The 25,500-nt window shown below is 48.4% G+C and carries 12 protein-coding genes; 3 read left to right on the forward strand and 9 right to left on the reverse strand.

The features are described 5' to 3' along the window. Positions 1-3: 3 nt before the first annotated feature. The 3 genes from QOL41_RS01970 to QOL41_RS01980 all read left to right on the forward strand — a co-directional run bounded on the left by QOL41_RS01970 (position 4) and on the right by QOL41_RS01980 (position 4,223). Entirely contained in the window at positions 4-1,602 is a 1,599-nt protein-coding gene (locus QOL41_RS01970) for a peptidase associated/transthyretin-like domain-containing protein (protein WP_283428432.1), read from the forward strand. A gap of 82 nt (positions 1,603-1,684) precedes the next feature. Next, positions 1,685-3,322 (forward strand): tetratricopeptide repeat protein, encoded by a 1,638-nt coding sequence (locus QOL41_RS01975; RefSeq protein WP_283428433.1) that lies wholly within the window; start codon positions 1,685-1,687, stop codon positions 3,320-3,322. A 169-nt stretch (positions 3,323-3,491) separates the two neighbouring features. Next, entirely contained in the window at positions 3,492-4,223 is a 732-nt protein-coding gene (locus tag QOL41_RS01980; RefSeq protein WP_283428434.1) for a DedA family protein, read from the forward strand. A 192-nt stretch (positions 4,224-4,415) separates the two neighbouring features. On the opposite strand, the gene QOL41_RS01985 is transcribed toward QOL41_RS01980, so the two are convergent. The 9 genes from QOL41_RS01985 to QOL41_RS02025 all read right to left on the reverse strand — a co-directional run bounded on the left by QOL41_RS01985 (position 4,416) and on the right by QOL41_RS02025 (position 25,400). Next, entirely contained in the window at positions 4,416-5,660 is a 1,245-nt protein-coding gene (locus tag QOL41_RS01985) for a hypothetical protein (RefSeq protein WP_283428435.1), read from the reverse strand. Positions 5,661-5,808: 148 nt separating this feature from the next. Next, the gene (locus QOL41_RS01990) at positions 5,809-6,594 is read right to left on the reverse strand and encodes an ABC transporter ATP-binding protein (RefSeq protein WP_088627103.1); all 786 of its coding nucleotides are present in this window, start codon (positions 6,592-6,594) and stop codon (positions 5,809-5,811) included. A 9-nt stretch (positions 6,595-6,603) separates the two neighbouring features. Beyond that, positions 6,604-7,386 (reverse strand): MlaE family ABC transporter permease, encoded by a 783-nt coding sequence (locus QOL41_RS01995; protein WP_173653082.1) that lies wholly within the window; start codon positions 7,384-7,386, stop codon positions 6,604-6,606. 10 nt (positions 7,387-7,396) lie between these two features. Continuing rightward, entirely contained in the window at positions 7,397-8,809 is a 1,413-nt protein-coding gene (dnaB, locus tag QOL41_RS02000) for a replicative DNA helicase (RefSeq protein WP_283428436.1), read from the reverse strand. Further along, positions 8,802-10,274, reverse strand: coding sequence for a sigma-54 dependent transcriptional regulator (locus tag QOL41_RS02005; protein WP_283428437.1), 1,473 nt, complete (start codon positions 10,272-10,274; stop codon positions 8,802-8,804). The genes dnaB and QOL41_RS02005 overlap by 8 nt, the downstream gene beginning before the upstream one ends. Positions 10,275-10,283: 9 nt before the next feature. Beyond that, positions 10,284-10,658 (reverse strand): response regulator, encoded by a 375-nt coding sequence (locus QOL41_RS02010; protein WP_073056863.1) that lies wholly within the window; start codon positions 10,656-10,658, stop codon positions 10,284-10,286. Continuing rightward, a complete protein-coding gene (locus QOL41_RS02015) occupies positions 10,658-12,919 on the reverse strand; it encodes an ATP-binding protein (protein WP_283428438.1) in 2,262 nt (753 codons plus the stop codon). The genes QOL41_RS02010 and QOL41_RS02015 overlap by 1 nt, the downstream gene beginning before the upstream one ends. A gap of 85 nt (positions 12,920-13,004) precedes the next feature. Further along, positions 13,005-18,851 carry a glycoside hydrolase family 9 protein gene (locus tag QOL41_RS02020; RefSeq protein ID WP_283428439.1) on the reverse strand — a complete coding sequence of 1,949 codons (5,847 nt, stop codon included), beginning with the start codon at positions 18,849-18,851 and terminating at the stop codon, positions 13,005-13,007. A gap of 72 nt (positions 18,852-18,923) precedes the next feature. After that, a complete protein-coding gene (locus tag QOL41_RS02025) occupies positions 18,924-25,400 on the reverse strand; it encodes a glycoside hydrolase family 9 protein (protein ID WP_283428440.1) in 6,477 nt (2,158 codons plus the stop codon). Between the last annotated feature and the right edge of the window lie 100 nt (positions 25,401-25,500).

Genomic DNA, 25,500 nt, shown 5'->3' on the forward strand with positions numbered 1-25,500 from the left:
TTTATGAAAAAGATTCTACTGACATTTGCAATCCTCTGGATTAGCGCCGCTTGGGCAGGAGAAGAACTATCTTCTGATTCTCTCGGAATTCCAAGCCACGTAGAACTCGTGACAGGGACCAAGCAAGACGCACAATTCCTGGGTGTTAAAGACGACACCGTGAGCCTCGGGGGAAACATCCAAGGCAAGTTCACCGTCATTCGCATTCCCAAGAACCGCTTCAAGAGCATTGTCGACAACAACGGCAACGATCTCTTGAATCAGCCTCAAGCCGCCACCACAGAGGAAAGCGTCCAAGACTCCATCGTGCAAGATTCGACAACTCAAGACACAACTGTTCAAGACTCTACTATTCAAGATTCTACGCAACACGATTCTACCGCCGTCGAGCATTCTATTGAAACTCCGGTCGAAGGCCAGCATATCTTTGTTTCATTCGAACGCCGCAATTCCGAATCTACGCTTGCCGAGCAACTTGAAAACTTGATTATTCGCTTGCTCAAGGAATCAGGAACACCTATTACCTTTGTCAACCGTCAAGAATTCAACTTCTGCAACGACGCTCTCTGCATCAAAGACTTTTTGAAGACTCATGGAGCAGCATCTGCCTACGTTGGACGGATTACCTCGGCAAGGACTCCGGACTCGGTCGCCGTGCAAATGACCCACTATCTACTCGACGATTCCACCAAGGCCATCGCCCACACCGCACAAATAAACTTGTCTGCAATCAAGGCTTTGAGCGACGCTCTTTCTAAGGACAAGCTCCATCGATTCGTTCTTCTGCTCCAAGGCGAACAGGTTCCGGTCGAAACGAGAAGCGACATCAGTTATGTACGCATAGAAACCAATCCCGAAGGCGCAAACATTGCCACCAAAGAAAGCGAAGACATCTGCAAGAGCCCTTGCACATTCGCCATCAATGATACCGGCAAGACAGAAATCTACGCCTATTGGAATGTAGACCGTCAGCTGTGGGGCGCAAGGACGCTGGTCAAGCCAATCCCCGGCGACACGGCAAAGCTGTCGCTAAAGCTCAAACGTGTAAAGCCGGAGCTTCTAATTCGCTCTAAGCCCGAAGGCGCCTACATTTTTGGCGGATCATCCCCTCTCACCAAGAATTCAAAACCCATAGGCCTTACCCCCAGCAAGCATCCGATTTACGAGCCGGGACTTTCGACCATTCAGCTCCGTAAGGAAGGATTCAGGGACACCATGGTTACCGTATTCACCTCGCCCACCGAGCTCACCGATGTCGATATCAAGCTCACCCCCATTACCAACAAGCAAGAACAGATTGCTCAGCAGGAATGGCTACACGAGCGCAAGAAAAACTTCGTGGGCAAGACCCTGATGGGGTCTTCAATAGCCCCTATTCTGTTAGGAACGCTCTTTATTTATCTGGCAAACCTCGATTATGAAGACGCCGACAAGATAAAACAGGACCTGGACCGCCCGGTAGCCGGAGGCGAAAATTACCAGGCCAGGGTGTCCAAAAACAAGGATTATGTCGATAAAGGCGACCAAAAGATGATTATAGGAGGCTCTTTACTAGGTGCCGGATTCGTCTTATTGGGCGTCGGATTCATTTTAACCTTCTAAAATAGGACCAAAAGTACTAAAAAGAGCGTTTTATTTACTTTTTTTTATCCATAACCCCAAATGAAAAATTAAATTTAGACTGATGCGTAAACTGTTACTTGCACTGACATTCTTTACTGCGGCCACACAAGCTGCAGATTTTGAACGAATCAACTGGCGTACTCAGCTGTACTTACAGGGTGAGCCCGCTTTTATGAGTTTTAAGGCCGACAAGAAGAATACCCTTCTGAACGACGGTATCGATAAGGACGTTCTTACCGTACCGGTTTCGCTCGGTGCCCTTTGGTCGCCCTTAATCACACCTTTCTGGAAAGCCGATATTCCGTTCACCCTTTGGCTCGGTGTCGAAGTGAACGGAGTCCAGTTCGGAACCATTGAAGACAGTCCGGAATATACCTTCACGGATTCTGAAACCGGAAAGAAAAACACGAAGAGCCCGCACAACGACGAAGAACTCTGGTTCATGGGCTACGCCCCGTCCGCCTTGGCCGGTTTCACCTTCAACCTGGGTGGCGACTTTGACCTGCGCGTGCTCGGTGGCTTCGGCTTCCAGTTCTTCTCGTTCTACGACGACTACGCCGGCAACACCAAGTCTCATACCGAAATTCTCAAGACAGGCTTTGTGTCTAGTGCCTTGGAATACCGCATTGGCGAACTGTTCCAAGATGTCGACTTCAAGATTGGCATCAATGTCCGTAAAGACTTCTTGCCTTATGAAAATGTGAAGGCCCGCAACGAAGACAAGAGCGTAAGCCCCTCGCCATACTCCGACCTCCAGTTCGACAAGATCGAATACAAGTGGCCCGTACGCGTCGGCTTGGAACTCTCGCTCGACTTCGGCCGCGAAAGCCGCCGCGACCGCCGTATGCGCTACGCCCTGCATGACCGCGACGATGTACTCCGCAAATACAGCGAAGTCAAGGACACGCTCTCTGACTGGGACTGCATGGCCATTGAACGCGACTACCGTTTCTACCTCGACGAAAATGGTGAACTTCCGGATATGACCGAAGCCTACACCCGTACGCAGTTCGCCGACGTTCTTGAAAGCTTCCTCGCCTTCTGCCACCCGGCAGACCTCGCAACCAAGGAAAAGCTTTACGCATCTCTCGACAGCGGCAAGATTCAGCTCAAGGAATACCAGAGCGCACAGGAAGATTCCCGTTTCGACCAGGTCATGTCGTCCAACGATCCTGAAATGCTCGAAATGTTCTTGCTGTACTACCCCGATTCTCCGCGCAGACCTGAAGTCGAAGCCAAGCTTCGTTCTCTCAGCGAATACGACAAGTTCCGCGCCATTCAGGCACAGAACACCTTCAAGGCTTACCTCACCTACTTGAACGACAATCCGAATGGTGCTTTCCGCGACGAAGCTGAAGCAGGCATCTTCGAACTGGTCAAGAGCGGCAACCGCCTCAAGGACTACGAAATCTACCTGAAGCGCTTCCCGGACGGCAAGTACGTGGAAGAAGCCAAGGCCGCTCTCAAGAAGGGCAACGCAGCTCCTGAAGAACAGTCTATCATTGAATATCAGACTGGCGAAACCTACAGCGAACCGGAACAGCCGGCCGTAGTCGAAGAAGCAACCTCTGACGAAGCTGTTGAAGACGCCGAAGAAGAAGAGGAAGAAGTCAAGCCCGCCAAGAACAAGAAGGGCAAGAAGGCCAACAAGAAGGCTAAGAAAGCCAACAAGAAGCCCGCCAAGAAGAAAAAGAAATAACGTCTTCTTTAAATTATTTAATTAGACCTGGCTCAACGCCAGGTCTTTTTTTGATTCTTGTTTATGCGAATTAGCGTTGGCCAAGGATGGGGAGGGTGCAGGGAGGGGCCCGCGCGGCCTTCGCAACTCCGAGCTGGGGCCCCTCCCGCATAAATTCTATATTTACATTATGAACAAAAAGATTCTACTTTTCGTATTTATTACTTTATTCACAATCACAGCTTTTGCAGCCCCCGACGCAGCAGACTCGCTTTCTCAAGCAACAACGGCAACAGCCAAGCCCGCCGGGATTTACACTCAAATCATCGACTGGTATAATGCGCACTTGAACTATTGGTCCATCGCGCTCTTGATGGCCATCGAAAGTTCTTTCATTCCGTTTCCGTCGGAACTGGTGGTACCGCCGGCCGCCTACAAGGCCCTGCAGCCGGATTCAGGACTCAGCATCGTGCTGATCGTGGTGGCAGCCAGCATGGGCGCCCTCGTTGGAGCCTACATCAACTACTTCTTGGCCAAGTTCCTTGGCCGCCCAATCATCTACAAGTTCGCTGACAGCCGACTCGGACATTTCCTGTTGCTCGATACCCAAAAGCTTGAAAAGGCCGAAAACTATTTCCGTGAACACGGAGCAATCTCAACCTTCGTGGGCCGTCTGATTACCGTCATTCGCCAGCTGATTTCGATTCCCGCTGGTATCGCCAATATGAAGCTATTGCCCTTTACGCTTTACACGTTCCTTGGTGCAACCATTTGGAACTGCGTACTCGCTGGTCTTGGCTACCTCGCTCATGGTCAGAAAGACATTATCGAGAAGTACAATTCCGAACTAGCAATCGCACTACTCGCCTTTGGCGCCCTGTTCATCGGCTACATGGTCTGGAACGCCGTGAAAAAGAAATAAAAGACGTCATTGCGAGTTCTGAAAGAACGAAGCAATCTTCTACAGCATATAAAAGAGACCACCCTGCAGGGTGGTCTTTTAAGTATTTATAAGATTGCCACACGGATTCGAAATCACTAACGTGATTTCATTTTTATAGATACAAAAAAAGCTCCCCGAAGGGAGCTTTTTAAAACATTTCGCGCTGTAGGACTAGTAGCCAACCTGGCAATTAGCAGCAACATCCAGCGTGATAGTCATCGCAGTCTTGTTGATGGTCTTTGCTACAGGAATCGACATCGTTGCAGAATAGTCCGGCTTAGAAGAATCCGTTCCGATAGTAATTGTAATGGGCTGGTTAGCACCATCGCATCTGAACGTGCAGTTGCCTTCCGTAGAACCATGCCATGTTGCCGGCAAATCGAATTCAACGCTAGATTCACCAGCCGGAAGAGCAATCTTGGTGTCCTGCTTTTCAAATGTGAATTCAGAACCCTTAGTTGTCTTCACCGTAGTGCAGGTAACATCGACAACCGTTTTATCGGCATTACCGACCTTGAGGGTCGGAGCATAACCATTTTGAGCTGTATCGAAAGTCTTCGTGAAGGTTGCTTCACCTGCAGCACCATCCCACGTATAAGAGGTGATTTCAGATGCAGATACACAACCAGAAACAGTCCAAGCAACATCCGGCTGCGTGAGGTAGTCAACCTTAGGTTCCGGCGAGGTGCACTTACAACCCGTAATCGGATCGCCATCCACCTGAAGCGGAGTACAATTGATAACTTCAGAAGCACCATCCGGCATCGTAACCGTCACAGATGCGTTTGCTACACCAGAATTCGTGTAAGTGACCTTACCGCTCGTAGCGCGAACGCCCGAACCATCATCGGCCAGGCCGCCAAAGTTCCACTTATAATCGGCTTGAGAAGCAAACTGCATTGCAGTGTACTTCGTATTGGAGCCATTCGGAGTGAACTTCCAGTTAACAGATTGACCCTTGCTAATAGGACTAGTGGCAGCCTTACAAGAACCAAGTCCTGACACAGGAACAATTTCTATACCGGAAGAAGACGATACCGGATCCGGATCGAAAACCAAGACCGACGAAGAAGACGGATTCGTCACAATAAAGATGTCACCACGAGAAGAAGACGAGAGAACGGGGTTCGGGTTTTGGTTCGAACCAGAATCGTCAGACGAGTTCACAATAGGTTCTTCAATCGTTTCGCCACCATCAAGATAGGCTTTATAACGCATATAACAGCCAGCGAAAGAAGTATCGTTCCTACAATTCTGCTTGACAGATTCCAATTCTGTTTGCATTTCATCACTTCTCATACCACCAAACAGTTCGTCTTGGGTATCAGCAGGATTGATATTGCCTTCACCACAAGCCCAAAAGCTTGCACCGACGACAGCCATCAAAGACATACTGGCAATAAGTTTCTTCTTCATAATAAAACCTCTTTGACCGAAAAATACATTATTATAAACGAAAACGCTATAGGCATACTAAAAATCGTGCTTAAAAGCACATATTTTTTGCATACAACTCATGTCAATCGTTGACAAACGTAAACCCCTATTTACATTCAAAATTGTTTTACTCTTCGTCCACCGAAATCTTGCGCTGACCGGTAATAAACTGGTGCACATAGGGGTTGCTGGTGTTCTTGATTTCATCAACCGTACCCACTTCGATAATACGGCCATTATACAGCATGGCAATACGGTCGGCCACCTTGAAGGCGCTCACCATGTCATGAGTCACCACCACCGAAGTCACGCCAAGCTTGCTCTGCATATCGAGAATCAAGTCATTAATCACGTCACTGGTAATGGGGTCCAAACCTGTCGTGGGTTCATCGTACAAAAGAATTTCAGGGTTCAGAGCAATAGCTCGTGCAAGAGCAACACGCTTACGCATACCGCCCGAAAGTTCAGACGGCATCTTGGTACGGAATTCCGGCACCAGGTTAATCATCTTGAGCTTTTCAGTCACCACATCTTGGATTTCGGCTTCGCTCATTTCCGGATGATGTTCGCGCAAAGCAAACGCAATATTTTCACCGGTATCCATGGAGTCAAAAAGAGCTCCCATCTGGAACAGCATACCCATCTTGCGGCGAATCGTATGCGTGTCGAAGAACTTGGGCGTACTGATTGTCACGCCGTCCACCGTCACCTCGCCGCCATCGGGCTGCAAAAGCCCAATCATGTGCTTTAGAATCACGGACTTTCCGCCACCGGACTTTCCGATAATCACCATGGTCTCGCCACGGCGAATATCCAAGTTCACGTCGCAAAGAACGTCTTGCGGACCAAAGGACTTCTTGAGCCCTTTGAGGCGAATGGCGATATCGTTCGGGTCTATTTTAACGTTGGGCATAGCGACACCTTAGAAGAATAGGATGGCATCCAGAACAAAGTCAGCAATCAAAATCATGAGGCAGCTCGAAACCACCACACTCATGGTCGCAATTCCGACACCGCGGGCACCAGGCTTGGCATTAATGCCATGATAGTACCCAAGCAAAAAAATCAAAGTTCCAAATACAAACGATTTAAGCGTACCCGACCACAAGTCCATCGGATCAAACAGGTACTGCATACCGGTCACATAAGTATAAGTGGTAATATCAAGGCCAAGCACGCAAACGATCCAGCCACCGATAATGGCAAGCGCGTTCGAAATCACCGTAAGGCAAGGCACCATGGTAAAGAAGGCCACAAAGCGCGGAAGAGCCAAGTAGCGGTAAGTATCAAGGCCAAGAACCGTATAGGCAGCCAATTCTTCTTTTTCTTTCATGGAGCCAAGTTCTGCCGCAATAGCAGAGCCCACGCGGCCCGAAAGCACAATCGCCGTAAGCAAGGGACCAAGCTCGATCAGAATCATCTTACAAGCAGCCGTACCCACGAACTTGTCGGCCACTAGATTGTGGAATTCGAATTCAGCCTGCACGGTGGCCACCATGCCCGTAAAAATCGAAGTCACAAACAGCAACGGCAAAGACGACACGCCAATCGAAATCATCTGCTTTACGATTAGCACAGGGTTCTTGTGGATATAACGCACCTGTTTGAGCGTATTCAGCAAAATGCAGATGACTTCGCCAATAGCCGAGATACCGGTTACGATAACCTCGCCAATCCAGACAAATGGAGCCATCAGTATCTGCATCTAGAACTCCTTAGTAACTCCCAAAATCAGTCGGTCCCATGTCGTTTGCATCATCATAAGAGTAGGCTTCGCCACCGCCATCGCCTTCGGGTGCAGCATCGTAGAAGGTCGTGTATTCCGGAATGAAGGTCATGGGAATATCCTTGACTGAACCATTACGGTGCTTTGCCACAATCAGTTCTGCGGTGTGCTTATCTTCTTCGCGGTGCGTCTGCACGAACTTACGTTCCACAAACCACACCATGTCGGCATCCTGTTCGATAGAACCCGATTCACGAAGGTCAGAAAGTTGCGGGCGTTCGCGGCCCTTTTCTTCGACTTTACGGCTAAGCTGTGCAAGCGCGATTACAGGAATCTGCATTTCCTTCGCCAAAATCTTGAGGCCACGGGAGATTGCACCAATAGCGACGGCGCGGTTTTCTTCTTTACCCGTCTTCATAAGCTGCAGGTAGTCGATAATCAGCAAGTCGAGTTTACCCTTGCGCTTGAGCTGGCGAGCCTTGCTCATGAGTTCCATAATGCCAAGGTCAGCATTATCGTCTACGTAAAGCGGGGCTTTTTGAATCGGAGTCACGGCGGCAATCAGCTTTTTCTTTTCGTCGCTGTTGAGATAGCCGTTACGGAGTTTACTCTGGTCAATCTGAGCTTGCGAACAAAGTAAACGCTGAGCCAACTGGACGCCATCCATTTCCAAGCTGAAAAACGCCACATTCTGCTGGAAGTTGATAGCCGCATTTGCAGCAATCGTCAAAGCGAAAGACGTCTTACCCACACCAGGGCGCGCAGCCAAAATAATCAAGTCAGACTTTTGCAGACCGTTTGTAAGTTCGTCGAGTTCGGTAATACCCGTGCGAATGCCCGTGATACCGTCTTTGCGGTTATTCAGGCGTTCCAAAAGCGGATTCACAAAATCTTGTATCGGTTTCAGCGAATCACGAATCTGGTCGGTGGCAATGGCCATAATATCGCGTTCAGCCGACTGCAAAACTTCTTCGGGGGCCGCAGCAGGATCCATCGCATTCTTAATGACAGCCGAAGAAGACTTAATCAGTTTGCGAAGCGTCGACTTCTTGCGCAAGAGTTCAATATGCCAGCTGGCATTTGCCGAAGAGGCAACCGATTCCATGAGTTCGAACAGATATTCGCGGCCACCCACAAGCGCAAGCTTGTTCATGGATTCAAGTTCAGCAGCAAGTGTCACCAAGTCAATCGGTGTCACATTGCGGTTGAGCGTACAAAGGGCAGTCCAAATCAGCTGGTGCTTTTCCAAGTAGAAAAAGCTTTCGTCCTTGATAATCATGATGGCTTCGCCCATCACGTCAGGATCGCGCAAAATACTTCCAAGCAGGCAACGTTCAGCATCCAGGTCCATCGGGACCTGGCGGCCTTCGTAAGAATTCTGTTGATTTTCAAAATCAGGCATCGTCGCCATCCATCATAATCTTAAGTTCTTTCAATTTACGCCAAAGAGTCGCGCGGCTAATGCCTAAGCGCTTGCAGACTTCGGTACGGTTACCGCCACACACGCTCAAGGCTCGCAGAATGTGTCTGCGTTCCATTTCTTCGAGCGACAAGAGTTCACCGTCTGCTTCACTTTCGGCAGCAGGTTTCTTTTCGGTCTTCGCGCTACTTTCAAATGAGATTCCCGGCAGTTCGACCGGTTCAACATCTACCACCTGAGACGCATCGTTGTGTTCGCCCTTGATATGCGGAATCGCCATCGTCTGTTCGCGAGCACAAGCTTGCACCTCTTCGGGCAAGTCTTCCAAGCGAATCACACCACCTTCGGCAAGCACGGTTGCATGTTCGATAATATTTTCAAGTTCGCGAATGTTGCCCGGATACGAATACTTGGTCAGCGCATACAAGGCAGCCGGTTCAAGGTCTACAATGTCCTTGCCTTGCGCATCCTTGTTTTTCAAGATGAAATACTTGATCAAGTTGGGCAATGCCGGTTTGCGTTCGCGGAGCGGCGGCAAAAGCAAATGGAAGGTATTTAAGCGATAATACAAGTCTTCGCGGAAACGACCTTCTTGCATAGCTTCTTGCAAATCGCGATTCGTTGCCGCCAAAACACGCACATCCAAATACTGCGGTTGGGTGTCGCCCACACGCCTAATTTCATGGCTTTGCAAGAAACGTAAAAGTTTGACTTGAGTCGCAGCAGAAAGTTCGCCGACTTCGTCCAAGAAGAGCGTTCCGCCATTGGCGGATTCAAACAAGCCCTTCTTGTCGGCGGTAGAACCCGTATACGACCCCTTCTTGCTACCGAAGAGTTCGCTTTCGACCAAGTTTTCTGGAATGGCGCCACAGTTCACCGCCACAAACGGTTCGGCGGCGCGCTTGCTATAGCGGTGAATCACGTTAGCCAAGAATTCCTTGCCCGAACCGGATTCACCGGTAATGAGCACGGTACTATTCGTGGGCGCGACCTTGTAGACAGTCTTTAGAATCTTGCGCATTTCGGGAGTATTACCCAAAAGGCCATCCAGCACCTGGGATTCCATGAGCTGGTTATTAGACTTGTTTACAAGCTGAGCCCGTACCTTTTCCGCCGTCGATTCCAACTGCGAAATCGAGATGGGCTTTTTAAGGAAGGTGTTTGCACCACGGGTAATGGCAGATGCCGCGCCCTGCCAGTTGCGGTCATCGCACAGCACAAAGATTTCAATGCCCGGGTGGCGTTCCTTCAAAAAGCTCACCATGTCCATATTGTCTTGCATTAAGAAAGGAACTTCGATAAACGCAAGGTCTATCGAATTCTTCTTGACGATGGGCATTAGGTCACTCTCGCGGGTACAGGTAAACAAGGTTGCCCCTGCAACCGACCAAGAGTGCTGGATATCGCCGATAAATTTCTGATCTAAATCAGCGATCAGGATATTCATCGCGACCTACTACGAATGGCTCTTGATGATTTCTTCGACCTTCGCGCGAAGGGCTTGCAAGTCCACAGGCTTGTTGAAGGTAGCCGCAGCATCGAAATGCTGGGCGGTCATCAGGTAGTCTTCGGCAGAGGTACGGCCACCACCGCTCACAGCGATAGTGCGGTCGCTCATGTTCAAGCGACGCAGATCCAAAATGACTTCGTAACCATCGACATCCGGCATAATAATGTCGGTGATGATCACATCATAGGTCTTGTTCTGGTAAAGAGTCTTAGCTTCTTTACCGTTCTTTGCCGTTTCCACATTGTAGCCCTTGATTTCAAGAGCAGACTTGAGCATCAAATTAAACTGCTCGTCGTCATCAATAATCAGGATCGTAGGCACTAGCCCTCCTTCGTTTCAGTTTCAATTGGCCAATATAGATAAAATGTAGTTCCTTCGCCCAAAGTTGTCTGCACAGTAAAGTAGGCGTTACCCTCTTTTAACAGCCTTAAGGCCGAAGAAAGACCGAGCCCTAGGCCTTCGCCAGGAGCCTTTGTCGTAAAAAACGGTGCAAAAATACGTTCAAGCGTGCCCGAATCCATTCCTGTACCCGTATCGGAGATTTCGAACTTGGCATAATTACCTGCAGGAACTGGCGGAGCATAAGGCGTCACCAGCTGGGATTCAAGCGTTTCGGGATACAACTTAAAGGTCAGCGAGCCCCCTGTCTGCTTCATGGCGAACAGGGCATTATTTGCAAGGTTACTGATAATGCGGTCGAGCGATGCCACAATTCCACGAACCTTGAGACTGTGATCCAGTTCATCGCTGTGAATAGAAATATTGGGCGGAAGGGTAAGCGAAATCTTCTTCACCACGTCTTCGATAATCATGTACGGCGAGAACACGATTGCAGGCGTTGCCGTATTGGCGTTGCCGCGAATAGCATTCAACAATTCTTCGAGCGAGGCCTTACCGCGTTCAGCCGCCTTAAGCGCTTCGTTGATAAACATGCTAGCCTGGTGATCTGGCGGGAGCATTTCTTGCGCCAGCTGGCAGAAACCAATCTGCGACCCTAGAATGTTATTGTAGTCATGCGCAAACGCACCGCACATGGTACCCAGTTCTTCAAGGCGAGAATGAATGAACTTCTGTTCGCGCAACATGTTCCGTTCGTATTCAAGCCTACGCTGTTCGGTCATATCGACCTTAAGGCACAACGTCTTGTAAGGAGCCTTGCCCGCCTGCAAAATCGGGATGTACATGTTATCAAATGTCTGCACATTTTCGCCAAGAGCAATAAGGCGGTTCGCTTCGTCTTGAGAAATTTCGTTTCCACTATTGTCTTCGAAAGAAGTATAAACCTTAACTTCGCCCTTTTCGCGAGCATCCTTTTCGTATGGCGAAACATCTTCAGGATTGTCGCGAGCGCCTTCACGGGAACCGCGCTTGTCGTAGTCCATCTGGTTCTGTTTCTGATACACACCTAGTTCGCTCTTGTACCACACTCTAAACGGAAGTGCGTTAATGAGCGTATTCAGCACGTTTTCTTTTTCAACCTTGATTGACGCTTCCTTGTTCAAGCGGTCCTGATAGCGCACCAAGTCATGCGTGTATTCCACATACTGTTCATTTAGAGTCTTCAGGTTCTGCTGTAACAGAAGTGTCTTGGACTGGTCCATGAAAAAGGCTATGTTCACAACCGTCATCAGCGTCTGGCGGCACTTGAAGAAATAAATTTTCATCACGTGCGTTTCGCCGTTAATATTCATACGCACATCGCTGTAAACAGTCTCTCTAAAAAAGTCAAGATTCGGCGGCAAGACATTCTTGATAGACCTTCCGCGCAAGCTAATCGAAGACTGCCCCAAGAGCTTGGTTGCACCATGGTTGACGGCCTTAATTCTTCCGGCTTCGTCGTAATAAATAATGCCATCTTCAATCTTATTAATCAGTTTTTGCAGGAACCAATGAGCTCCGAGATCCCTGAACCTTGCCGACGTGTAATACTGTCCGCAAAGCACTGCCAAGAAAAGCGTCAAGAACTGGTGCCACACAAAGAACTGGAACCCGCCTTGCCATGCGCCGAAATTCTTGATAATCGGAATCACGAAATCGAACAAGATTGCAATCACCATGCAAAGCATAAAGCTTCCGGCCATATAGGCGCCAGTATGCAAAACTGTCGGATCCAGAGAACGGAGCGAACTACGCAAAAGCTGATAAACAATCAGCAAGCAAGGCGGCATAAAGAACAGAGCATAGACAATCGCAAAGCATTTGAAAATCGGAATGTTTTCAAACGGACGATCGCCAAATATGGTTAAGTTCGAAATGACTTCTGGGCAAAGAATAAACATGGTCGTGAGCGCAACCGCGACAAGCATGCCCGCAAAACCGGACACCGTCTTGTAGGCAGTCTTTCTACTGAACAAGACTAGTTCAGCCATGTCATACAGAGCCACGCCAACTCGCACCCAACAAAGAGTCTGAAAACCAAAAATGAACTGGCGACCAATATACATGTCAGACATGTCGGGCGCCATGGGCCCACTAAAAAACAAGATACCCAAAATACTGCATGCATTCCATGCAATATTGGCATGAACCATTCGACGCAAGGGCTTAGGCAAGCGACGAGCAGTCATCTTACTTTCAAGCAAGTTCGGGTAATATAACGATACAATAAGGGCTAGTACCGACAGCACCAAAAGGTATGGAGAATCGGAATACAGGCTCTCTGGCATCTTATTTTACCCGTTTTACACCAAATGTGGACGTTTTATCGTAAGAGTTCTTACCGCTGAACTTTTCAGCATTTGCGGAATTTGCATTCGGGACGAATACAGTTTCCATCTGTAATTTATAAATATAAGCGCCCGTGGCAACTGCCCTACCCCGTTCAGACTGGATTCCGACCTGGGTATTTGCCCATTCAACGTAGAATATAACCTTACCCGACGAAGAAAGGTACAGAGAAGAAGGCACGCTATACTTGCCAGCCAAGCGGTTCACGAAACTGCCGAGATTCGTATAAATCGGCATATTGTACTTGACCCGCAGGCTGTCCCAAGCAGCAGGTTCACCGCTGATAGAACCTCTCGGAACAGTCATTTCAATCTTCCAGATTGCACCTTGTACGCTTGCAGAATCAATTCCTTCGGCAACCACTTGACCACCCTTGATTAAATCAAGCTTATGGGTACTCGGATTCAACACATACATGCGGATGTTATCCTGGAATGGCACCTGCGTACGGAAGTCACCTCCCGAGCGAGACACATTTTCTTGCATGGAAACCACGAACTTGATGTTCGGATTTCCACCGCTCATAATCGGGATCCAAGGAGCATTCGTTGACGGCATATTACCGCGAGAGTCGCGCAACGCGCTGAATTCCTTGGGTTGCAAGCGGACATAATCGCCTTCACTTACAGCAAGTCGACTATCCTTTTCGTAATAAGCGAACATGCCCATCGAATTCACGGACAGACTATACAAAGAACGTCTGTAAATGGCAGTATCGGCATCCGAAATCTTTTCGCGGTAATAAACCAGCGAAGTATCCACCGTATTCACAGGTTCACTCAAGTCAAGGTCAAGTACGTCATACTTATCAGATCTAGACATGTCAATTGTCGCGGTCACTATCACGGGGCCAACTTTGTCTTCTGCAAGTACAAAATTCATTTCGTACGCTGCCCCAGAGCCCAAATGCTGAGCTACCTGACCAGCTCCCACAACATCCAGGCCCCTCAACGTGCCATCGAAGTTACCACTTGTAATGCCGTAGGTGAAGGGCTTGGGCAAATCGAGGACAGCCGTCATACCGTCGACAGCATAAGCCGGAACAGTTCCTGCCACCCAAAGCGTTTCGGGATCTGTACGGCCAAAGATAACCGAGATGCTATCCGGATAATGCTTTTGGTCAATTGCTCGGGCATATTCGATATACACGCGTTCCGCAACACCGTCTTCATCGGCGTCGGCAATGTAAGCGTACGTCATGGGCACCGGAATCAACTTCAAGGTAATCGGAAGCTTGGGTTGACCGCATTCGGAAGCAACGGCATTTCCATTCTTATCCTTAATCGAAGCGTTCGACAAGAGTTGAGCGAACATACCTTCGGTCACTATAGAATTTCCAGCCGCATCGAATCCTATTTCAAATTCCCACACGTTCATCGATTCATTATAAAGCTGCGTGAACTTGACCACCGGGGCATTCACCAAGTTAGAACCACTCGTACCGAACAGTTGCACCGGCCAGTCTGTGCCCGGGGCAGAAATCGGTTCGCTAAACTGCATATAAACGCGATCGCTTGTCGCGGTATCTAAGCGTTCAAGCACAGAGACTGCCAACAGCGTCGGCGCCACACCATCTTGATAGAAGTCGGCATGACTTTCAACCTTGCCGCCCACATTAGAATACAGCGTAACAGCTCCGCTCGGATTCGTATTGACTGCGGTATCCTTGATGTTTGCTTTTATCAAGAGTTCCTTGCCACTGATACTAATGACATCGCTAGACTTGAGCGTGTCACCGTTATAGACAAACTGCACCGAGTTAAACGACTGGTTTTCCTGATATTCGTTCGACATCGTAATCTTTAATGCATCGGGCACATTATCGCAATCGGTGTCAACCATCTTGGCGGCATCAATAATTGGCCAAGGAGGCAATTCTTCGACAATCAAGTCTGCCGTGGCTGCCTGGTATTCAAACTGAACCGTATTTCCGGCCTTCGCATAAAGTGTTGTGACCAGAGCGCTTTCGGAGCTTACATAGAATGTAGCCACACCATTCACCAACTGAATGGTAGTAATAGGAATCGTCGAAGTTGCAGAACTCCAGAAAAGGACATTTCCCGAAGTGGTACCCAGAGTCAGCGTCGTATTCACAGAATCCAGCAAGCTACCCAAAGTATCAAGCAGTTGCACTCGGACTTCAACCATCTTGGGCGAGCCGCCAGCAGATGTCTGATACGTCTTATACGAATTCTTGTCGAACACCAAGTAACGTTTTTCGAGCGGAACCGTAATGGTATCAACCTCTACATTGGTTCGAGCCACAGCGCAAGCGCAGTCATACTTATTTTTACCAGAGTATCCCGGCAAGCCTGCCACATGATTATGCCAGCTCACCCATTCCATGTAGTTGTTGCCATAGGCAAGCACCGTATCTTTACCGAACACGTAAGAATCTGTACGGGTACCGTTGTCGTAAACAAAACTCTGCTTAGCTGCATTCATTTCAAGGTCATCTAAAATCCCAGTGGGGGTCACCTTGCTACGACCTTCGTAAAGGGTTTTATAGTCATCTCTTTCTACAGAATAATACGGAGTCTTAAATGGTTTTTCAAATTCAAGCGTAACGGTACGGTGTACCTGCGGACCGTTTTCCGGAGTATAATCCGGACCGTAACCAAAGATATGCTTGCCATGGTAATAGACTGTCACATAGGGATCACGGACATAAGCAACAACCCTTTCGCCACGACTATCAAGTTCCCAGTCAGATGTTTCTAACAGATTGAAATAGGGACCTTGCGTAAGATCGATTCCCTCAAAGTATTCAGGATCATCATCTGCAGTATGCGGCCTAATCGACCAGCCTTTTTCAAAATCCTTAAACTTTCCCGTTTCAAATTTCAACTGGAAAATCATTCGTCCCGAAACATCAAGCGTATCCTTAATCGTTACGGGCAAATAGTAACTAGAGCCATCCAATTGCGGAGTACCATAGCTAATATCCTTTATTGATGTCATTTGACCATTGCCCTTCCAGTTCTGGGTCATGCGAGCCCAATCCACTACTTTAATATTTGGATTATCGCCCAAATAAAGTCTCACATCAAAATCATGGAAACTCATCGTGTCACTATTCGAAATAGCCACCCAGAATTCATAGCAATCTTCCCAATTCGTACATTCAGCCTGATAGCTACTCGGTTTAATAAAAATGGCAAGATCAGCATACGTTGCTTCACTTTCGGTAGTAAAGCTATAACCCGCGCCACTATTATCATCCGTCGTCATGCCCGAAGACACGCTAAAGTAATAAGTGGTTCCCGCTTTAAGATTCGTGAGAGTCACCTCATGGAACAGCACAGCCCCATCGCTTGAAGCTTGAGTTTCGTTCAAAGCCGACATGGATGTTCCATAATTTACTACACCGTTGGAACGGATATCGGTCCACCAGTAAATTTTGGCGCTACGATGATCCACCTGACAAATGGTGACCCCGCTAATTTTCGGTTTCACATTCGTCATAGTAAACTGATACCACTGACCATGGTTGTCATCTCTCGAAATATTCCTTTTGGGATCCATGCCTTCCAAGAAGAAGTAATAGGTCTTACCCATTTCAAGACCTTCAAGCGTTACAGAGCCACCTTTAGAAGCTTTGGTCTGCTGAACCGACTTAGCCCCATTTGCATCGGGAGTCGTGTTGTAGAAAACGGTAACGAGAGCAATTTCGTTCGCATCCCAACTTACAATCGCTGAAGTTTCAGTAATAGGCGTACCGGCAATGTTACTAAACAATGGGCCCTCGGTATCAGGCGGCAAAACTGCCGCAAGTCGCTGAGCCGGCACCAACAACTGCACTGAGAAATCTGTACATGTTTCGGTCTTATCCCATTTGCTCCAATTGTCTTCCAAAGTCGATGTCGGCATAATGCCACCCATAAGCGCTCCGAGAGGACATCTATATTCATAAGGAATTCCACCAGCATTGTAACCATCGGGGTTTGCAGCACGATTGTGCGGGTGATTTTCATTCTTTTCACCAGCCCCCATCAAAAATGAAATATCCCATGGGTTCGCCCCCAAGCTGTAATAAATATTATCTAGAGCAAGATTAAAGTATGCCTCTTTTTCAGGGCCATCCGGAAGTACTTCCGAAAGCATGAAAACAGCATTTGCAGCCCCCAAGTTATAACGGTTAAGTCCCCAGCTAATATTGGTATAAACGAGATTATACGGCGGCTCTGCGCTGACACTTCCAAACCTATTTTCGTAAATAGTTTTAGAACCTAAAGTTCCATCATCAGTCAATCGTCGCAAACAGTTGGTAGCTCGATGCAACAACGTATCACGATCAAGTTCGCTCACATTATAGCTCAAGGCAGTATCCTTGTTGCTTAAGATAAGCTTAATAAACGAGAACAACACATAAGCATGCACATTTTCATAGTCGGTCACCCAACCACCTGGATAAAATCCACTTGTCAATCCAAGGAACCCTCCTCTAAAATACGGACCCGGTTCAGGATCATTGTTATTTATGTAGTTAGATGCATTATTATTGAAACTCGTATCTTTATACAAATGATACTGATAAATAGTATCCTTAGTAGCATACCACAAAGCAAGAGCGGCAGCGGCAGCATCATCGGTTTTATTAGTTTCGTTAGCTTCACCCGGATAAAAAGTGCCAAGGCCCTCAATGGATTTATAATCTCCACCAGGCACAGCAGGTGTATTAGGCAAAAGAACATTCTCGTAAATATCTTTTGCCGCTTCAAGAAGTTCTTCTGCATAGACGGGTTCAAACGCAGCCCAGCCTGCTGCAAAATACGCTAGAGCAGCAACAAACATACCCGATTGCGTACCGACACCTTTAAGAACAACACGATCAGGACCACCCAAAGAAGCCGGCTGAGCATCTTGTCTTTCGGGAAGATCCCAATAACTATGGTCAGCCATATCCACTCCAACAGAATGGTACATATCGTGTTTTTCTATAAGACCATCCGCTTTTGACGCCTTATAAAGTTTATAGATGTAATCCGCACCCACTTTTGCTTCATAAAGTACATCAGGAAATCCATCCACAATCACCGTATCATCATAAGAATTGCCGTAACGGTCTTCTGCCTTTTCCTTATACACAAGATATATCGTCGACAATGCATAAGCTGCATAACTAAGAGTTTCGGAAACCTTAAAATGGTCACCACAGTCATGCCACCCCCCCGACAAATCGTGACCTACAGCGGAACCATCTTTCAAGTGACACGGCGCATGAAAATGGGAATTGGTATTACCGCAACGCTGTGCTCCAAAAAACTTTAGAGAGTTTTCAAAAATGGCGTTAAAGATTGAAGAATTTACATGGAATGTAGCCGATGTATCATTACCAACAACAAGATAATATTCGCCTTGAGTATTAAGCGACGAGAAATCTGCACGATATAAGGATTCAGTTTCCTTACTTGCTGTGGTATCACCAAAACGATAAATCCAGTTATCGTCATTAGAATTAAATACGCCATTGACCCATATACCAGGCTTTACCACATCATTTTGTATAAGGCTCAGTGAACCGCTCCACGCCTCGGCACCACTATTGGCATCTATCACCTTGAATTTATTTTCCTTCGGATCGGCCACATAAGCATACTTGGGGTCTTGTGGTCTAAAACCAGCCTGATTCACGCGAATCGCACGGCGATGATAAACATTTATAGAGTCCAAATAGCGACGACTATGCACCTTATCGGTACGGTCAATATTAGGGAAATTATCCGCCATGGCAAAATCCACAGCGAAGAACATTAACAACAATACAGCCTTTAACACTTTCTTCATAATCTTATTTTACCTCCCACAAATAATTAAAAAAAGGAGAATGCGCCCCCCGGCACATTCTCTCCCTTATTTTTACTTCTTAGCTCTTCTGAAACCGAAAGTCTTGGTGAAGGTGTCGGAATCCTTCAGAGCCTCGGTGCGGTCACCTTCGTCAGCCTTTTGCGGCAGGTAATCGCTCTTAGCTTCGGTCATGAACTTCGCAATGTACGGGCCAGTACCGATTTTCTTTCCATCCGCACTGACAGGGTAATCTTCAGGTGCGCACCATTCCATATACATGGTCATGGTACTAGCAGGAGAAATAAATTCCTGAACCTGCGATGTCATGAAGGAATACGTTGCCTTGTTCACGTACGTTCCAAGATTGTTGAAGAGATCCATTTCAAGATCAACCTTGTAATCGCGCTTGGCTTCGCCAAGTTCAGTCTTGTCGAGCACATCGGGCAAAGCAACTTCGATCATAAAGACCGGACCTGCACTGTGGTAGTTCCTAATGGGAGCGCCATACACATCGTGCAACTTACTGCTACCTTCAGCCATCACGATTGTTTCTTCGCTCTTGTTCTTTGTCGTCAAGCGGAAGTTGACATTCGGATCCATCGGGATACCACCGTAGTAAATGGAATCTGGGCTCCTAGACTTGGTCACGCCATCGACAGCCGTAATCGTGAACTTGATGTTCGACACAGAACCCGTTACCGGCACCCAAGGCGTTGCATAGCCAGGATACTGGCCAGCCTTATCCTTGAAGAAGCTTGTTTCGGAATCAGAAATCAAGCGCACTGAGTCAGCAATCCAGATAGCTTCGCTATACTTGTGCTTGTAACTCAAGCGACCCATAGTCGTATTCAGCACGTAAGAAAGCGAAACACTCGGGTTCTGTTTCGGGCTAAAGAACACACCCGCACTACCATCACGGTTACGTTCCACCACATACGGGTGACCCGCTACAGTATCCAACGGTTCAGAGAACGTGAGCGTCAGGTTGTCCTGCGTGCCATAGGTATCGTCATCCACATCGTAACCACTCCACACGGCAGTCATAATAATCGGCGGGCACTTATCAACCACAGGGTAGAACTTGTCGAAGAAGCCGCCTTCAGGACCCAAGCGCGGAGTCACTCGGCCATAACCATCGTACGGGCCAACCGTTGCACCGCGGGCAAAAGTATTTGCAGGGGTCAACTTGACGGTGATTACAGAAACCGTATCGCTCACCAACACAGAATCAACAATGACAACCGGCGTTGCACCCGAAGAATCCACCGTAGACTTCTTTTCCCAATGCTGGCCGAATTCAAACGTATGTTCCCATTCAGGCAACATGCTCTTCACTTCGCCCTTCAGGCCCCATTCCACAACGAAGCTGTCAAGCATATCCTTGTCGCGGAGCTTCTTGGCAAACTTCATGTAGAGTTCATCGGGATAACCGTCACCTTCATTGTCACGCATTTCGGCAATTGTAATGGGAACAGGTCTCGGCGTTTCGGCCACCTGGACCTGCTTACAAGCCAAGGCCGGATCAAGTGTATTGAACGCCTTGTCAGCCACGGAATTCGTCTTCACGGTCACCGTGGTGCCTTCCTTGATAAACTGGCCGTTGGTATTTCCGGTAATAGCGTACATCCAGCTCTTGCCATCGTTAGTGGTGGTTGCTTTACCGACCACACTAAAGGTAGCACCTGTTGCACCAATGACTTCCAAGGGCCATACCGTTTCCGATGCCAAAATCACCGGTTCGGTAAAGGCAACCATCAAAGTATCTTCGGCGTATTCGTGGTCCGGATTTTCAAGAATTGTCACGCTCAACAGCTGCGGCATAATGCCATCACCAATGGCGACCTTGCTTGCATTCGTTGCACCTTCGGCCTTCATGTAAACAGTCGACTTACCCGCAGGGGCAGCAGATTCTTCGATACCGAGCGAGGCCGGCAAATCAACCAAGACCTCGGACTTGTTCAAAGCCGCGGCAGCATCTACCTTGAGCGTAACCGTATCGGTCATGCCCGGCAGATACACGCGAATGCTGTCGAAGCTGTAGTCGCTGATAAGCGTGTTGCTGAATACCACCAAGAGCTTGTCGGCAACGTTGTCGCAGTCAGTATCCTGAGCAAGCACCTTCGTGGGTTCGGGGTACTTGGCTTCAGCATAGAAGCTCTGCTTCGAGACATCTTCTTCGTCGTCCGGGTCAATGTAAACCACCTGAATGGTGTCGCCCGCAAAGAACGAAATCTGCGTTCCGTTTCGAGCTTCCGGAGCAACAGAGGTTGCCGTAATGGCATTGGCGCTCTTGAAGCTACCTGGGTTCGAAGCGTCTTCGACCATCTTAACCTTCAGGGTATCGTTCTTCTTGGCATTAATGACCAGTACATTGACCGGAGCAGAAGAACCTGCTTTATCCTTATCGGTCAGGTAAATATGGAAGCGAGTATTGGACGGATCGGCAGGAGATGCCACCGGGTTCCCCGCATCATCCTTAATGGTAAGGCTAGAAGCAGTGAGGTTTCCACGCGTAAACTGCACGTAATAAGTACGGTTGATAAAGGCGCAGCCACCGTTTTCGGCACATTCTTCGCACTGCGGATCAGCACCTGCAAAAATGGTAAGGTCAATCTTGTTACTACCAATCTTCATCTTCACAGGAATGTTCAAAGTCCAAAGACCCGTAGAGTCAATAGAGCCATTGCCATCGGTCACGTTATAGTGAGCGATAACACCGTCGTTTTCAGAAATCAAGAAGATTTCGTCACCGACGCGGTCAACAACAGTCTTGATTTCCTGACCGTTTGCCCAAATACGGGTAATGTAGCCTTGTTCAGAAATATGGGCATAACCCTTCACGTACACCGTACTACTAGTTTGGTCAATCTGCACATAAGATCCGTCAGACACATTGAACGGAGCGTCAAGATGCACGTCCATTTCGTAGTGGGCACGCTTCTTGGTCATTTCCTGATAAGACGGGCTGTAACCCCAAATGAATTCATCCTTACGATAAACCACAATAAAGGGATCCACCGGAATTTCGTTATCAATGTCACCATAGTCCTTGTCTTCGTAAGGCATACCTTCATAGTCGGCGCCATCATCCAAGAACTTATGCGGAGCCCAAGACCAGTCACCCGTCGTCTTGTCCATGTGCTTCTTTGCAGGCTGGCGCAAGGTTTCGCAAGTCTTGTAACCATCGTTACTAATGCCCGAAGAATAGGTCAAGTCAACACGCAAACGAGACTGAGACTTGATGATTGAAGATCCCAGCGGAACCGGGAAGTAATAGGCATACTTACCCGTCGTAGCATCGTAGGTGTCATCAAGACGAACCGGAAGCGCCGCGCGCATCAAGTCACGGAGTTCGCGGTCATTTTCGCAAGGCTTGTTGAAGCCCGCTTCATCGTAAGCCTGGCAAATATCGGAGTCAATCAAGGTCGCGCACTGTTCCACTTCCTCAGGCTTTGCCATAAAGTACATGCGAAGTGTCAAGCTATCAAATGCACGGGCCTCGTTGTTGTAAATATTCAAGTTCAAGAATTCCGTACCGCCAAAGTCGTACTGGTAAGCACGTACGCTAAAGTCGTACCAAGCCACCGGCGTCGTGAACTTGAGCATTTCACCAGTCTTGTCATCGACATTGGTAAACTGGCCGTTGCTTTCGACCATATAGTAGTAAGTCGTCTTTTCTTTAAGGCCACCAATCTTTACATAGTGGAACCTGGTCGGAATGCCAGACACGTCGGCATTGCCGGCACCGCTATTAAAGGCGTAATCAGATGCCTTTGTATGCGGAACCGTATCCCAGTAAATCTTGGATTCATATTCGCCGTTCGGAGTGTACCACATGATTTCGGCACTGTCACCAAACATGTTACAGACAGTCACGTTCGTAATCTGGGCGCTTTCCACCGTATTGAGCGTGGTAAAGCTAAACGGAGTCTTTGTAGAGTCAACCATGTACTTGATGGTCTTGTTTTCCGGAACGTAGGCGTTCTGGCCAATCGCATAGAAGAAGTATCCCGTACCCGGCTGCAAGTCGCGCAGGATAATTTCATGCTGAACACCAGGCACATTGTTATCCGGAGATGCGACTTCGGTCATAGCCGATTCGCTAGTGCCATAATAAAGGTTTACGGTACCGCGGTTAGAAAGTTTGACCACCACAATGGCAGAGTCCATGCTCACGTGACGGATTTCAACGCTCACGCCCGGGGCAATCGTGCGGTCGAACTTGGCAGCAGCAAGCATACCGGAGCTTACAAGAGTTGCCGCAGCATCGATACAGGTTTCAGACTTATGGTAATCTTCCCAGCTCTTGTTGTCGGGAACCATGGAGTTTGTAGCCCCCGGAGTCACACCACCATAAAGGGCACCAACAGGCGGGCGGTACTTGTAACCGGCACCCGGCTGGTTCTTGCCTTCGGGGTTAGCGGCGCGGTGGTGCGGGTGAGCATCGTTCTTGTCACCCACGCCCAAAATGTAAGACACATCCCACGGGTTTACGCCCAACAAGTAGTTCAACTGGTTAATACCCAGCTGGTGCATTTCGTCGGCCTTCCAGTTCGGGGTTCCCAAGTTCGGGAGAACCAAGTTCTGCTTTTCAATATCCTTGGCGACATCGGCATATGCCAAAACTTCAAAGATGTTACCGGCCTGGTAACGGTTGTAAATCCAGGTCTGGTCCGTCTGCATCGAGTACCAAATAGGATCGTACTTGACTTCGTTACCCTTCCAGCCGATATCCTGAACCATGTAATTGGAAGGATCCTTGCGGGGCAAAACGATTGTCGCAGTACCGGCACTCACGTCACTCAAGTTATGAATCATGCTCATGATACAGTCTTCAATGGCGTTGAGACGTTCTTCCTTGGTCATGCCAAATTCATTAATAGCCTTGTTTTCGTCAGCAAGAATCAACTTGTAAAGAGCATAGGTGGCATAGGCATAAGCGTTAGCCCAGCTGGTATTCTTGACGTTCTTTAAGAAGCCCTTGTTGTCCGTCACGAACCAACCACCCTCAAAGCAGCCCACGCAGTTTTCCATGAACGACTGCGGAACCGTCGTGCCAAGCGTCTTGGAACGGATAGCGTCGTCACCATACTTCGAATCGCCTGTGGCATACCAAAGGGCAACAGAGGCGAGAGCCAAATCATCGAAATATTCGTTGTTGCCGTTGTAGGCCGGAGAAGACCAGCCGGCAGCTTCGGTATTATTCTTATAGGTCTTGCCTTGTGCCATCGATTTTGCAAATTCATACATTTCCTTTGCAACCTTCAAACAGCTGTCGGCAAAAGCCATATACCGAGGATCATTAAAATCGGAATAAAGCTTACCCACAAGAGCAAGGCCCGCCGCCGTTTCACCGCCGATATTTGCACCGATTTCGCCAAGGCGCACGGTACGAGACATAGGACCACCACGGTCCGTCGCTGCAGCAGAACCATCAACAGGCAGCAAGTCGCTATTTTCAGGACGGCCCCACCATCCGTGGTCAGAACCGAAGTTACCCACAGAAAGCGCCATATCGTCAATCACGCCCTTGGCACGTACATAAGCACGCAACACAAAGTCGGCGCCATGCTTTGCTTCACGCATCATGTCCGGAATAGCATCCCTATTGACGGTTTCGCCATGGTTAAAGGCATAATGGTCTTCGTCGGCATCGGCATTTGTAGCCGCAAGCACGGCCGCCACCATAAACGCATACATCTGGGTCTGGGATTCCTTCAGATGGTCGCCGCAGTCATAGTAACCACCCTGCAGGGTTCCGGCAAGAGCCGCATTATACTGGTCGCGTACATCAGCAGCACCCGTAACTACAGCACCAGCACCATCTTTCATGTGGCTTGCCGGGTGGAACCAGGAATCGCCATCGCCGCTACGGTTAATGCCATAGAACTTAAGGGCGGCATCCTTCACCATGGAGTACACCTTGTCACTCACAATGAAGGTACTGGAAATGTCGTTTCCTACCTTAATACGGAGTCGAGTCTCTGTAGGCACATTTCCGGGGATATTACCCACCTGGATAATGCCGGACTGTCCCGTAATATCGACTTGGTAACGCTTCTGGTCATTAGTAGCCGCATTGGTACCAGCGATGATTGTCCAGTCCGAAGAGGTCTGGAAACCACTATTGGTAAAAGTCCCTGTCACCTTCGGGTCCAAAGAATTACCATCGGCATCAACCACTTCGAAAGAGCTTGCCGTACCCACATAGTAGAACTGCTTTTCAGGGTCGCTTTCCAAATAACCGGCCTGGTTAATACGAATAGGCGACATACGGTAGTTAATCGCATCCAAATAAGCTTGGTTCAAGGTATCGGGAATATAAGCGTTCGGCACGTAAGAGGCAGGGGTGCGATTCTTGGGCACCATGTTGTGCTTCTTAGTTACCGTCGTATCATAATGGTTAAAGACAGTCGTATCCCAAGTCAGCGGATAAACCGGACGAATCAAGTCATATGGAGTAGGTTGTTCCTGACCTGTAGCAGCCATAGCAGACATGGCAGCCATCGCGATAATCACCGCAGAGACAAGACACTTCGTTTTAGGCACAATAGCCTCCTTTGTATACAACCAAATGGCGGGTACAGCAGGTACCCGTTAAGCAAACGTCCAAATACACATTTTAAAAATAGATTTATTAGCCTAAAAG

Origin of the sequence: Fibrobacter sp. UWB10, assembly GCF_900182935.1 — a bacterium.
GTDB classification, from domain to species: Bacteria; Fibrobacterota; Fibrobacteria; order Fibrobacterales; family Fibrobacteraceae; genus Fibrobacter; species Fibrobacter succinogenes_O.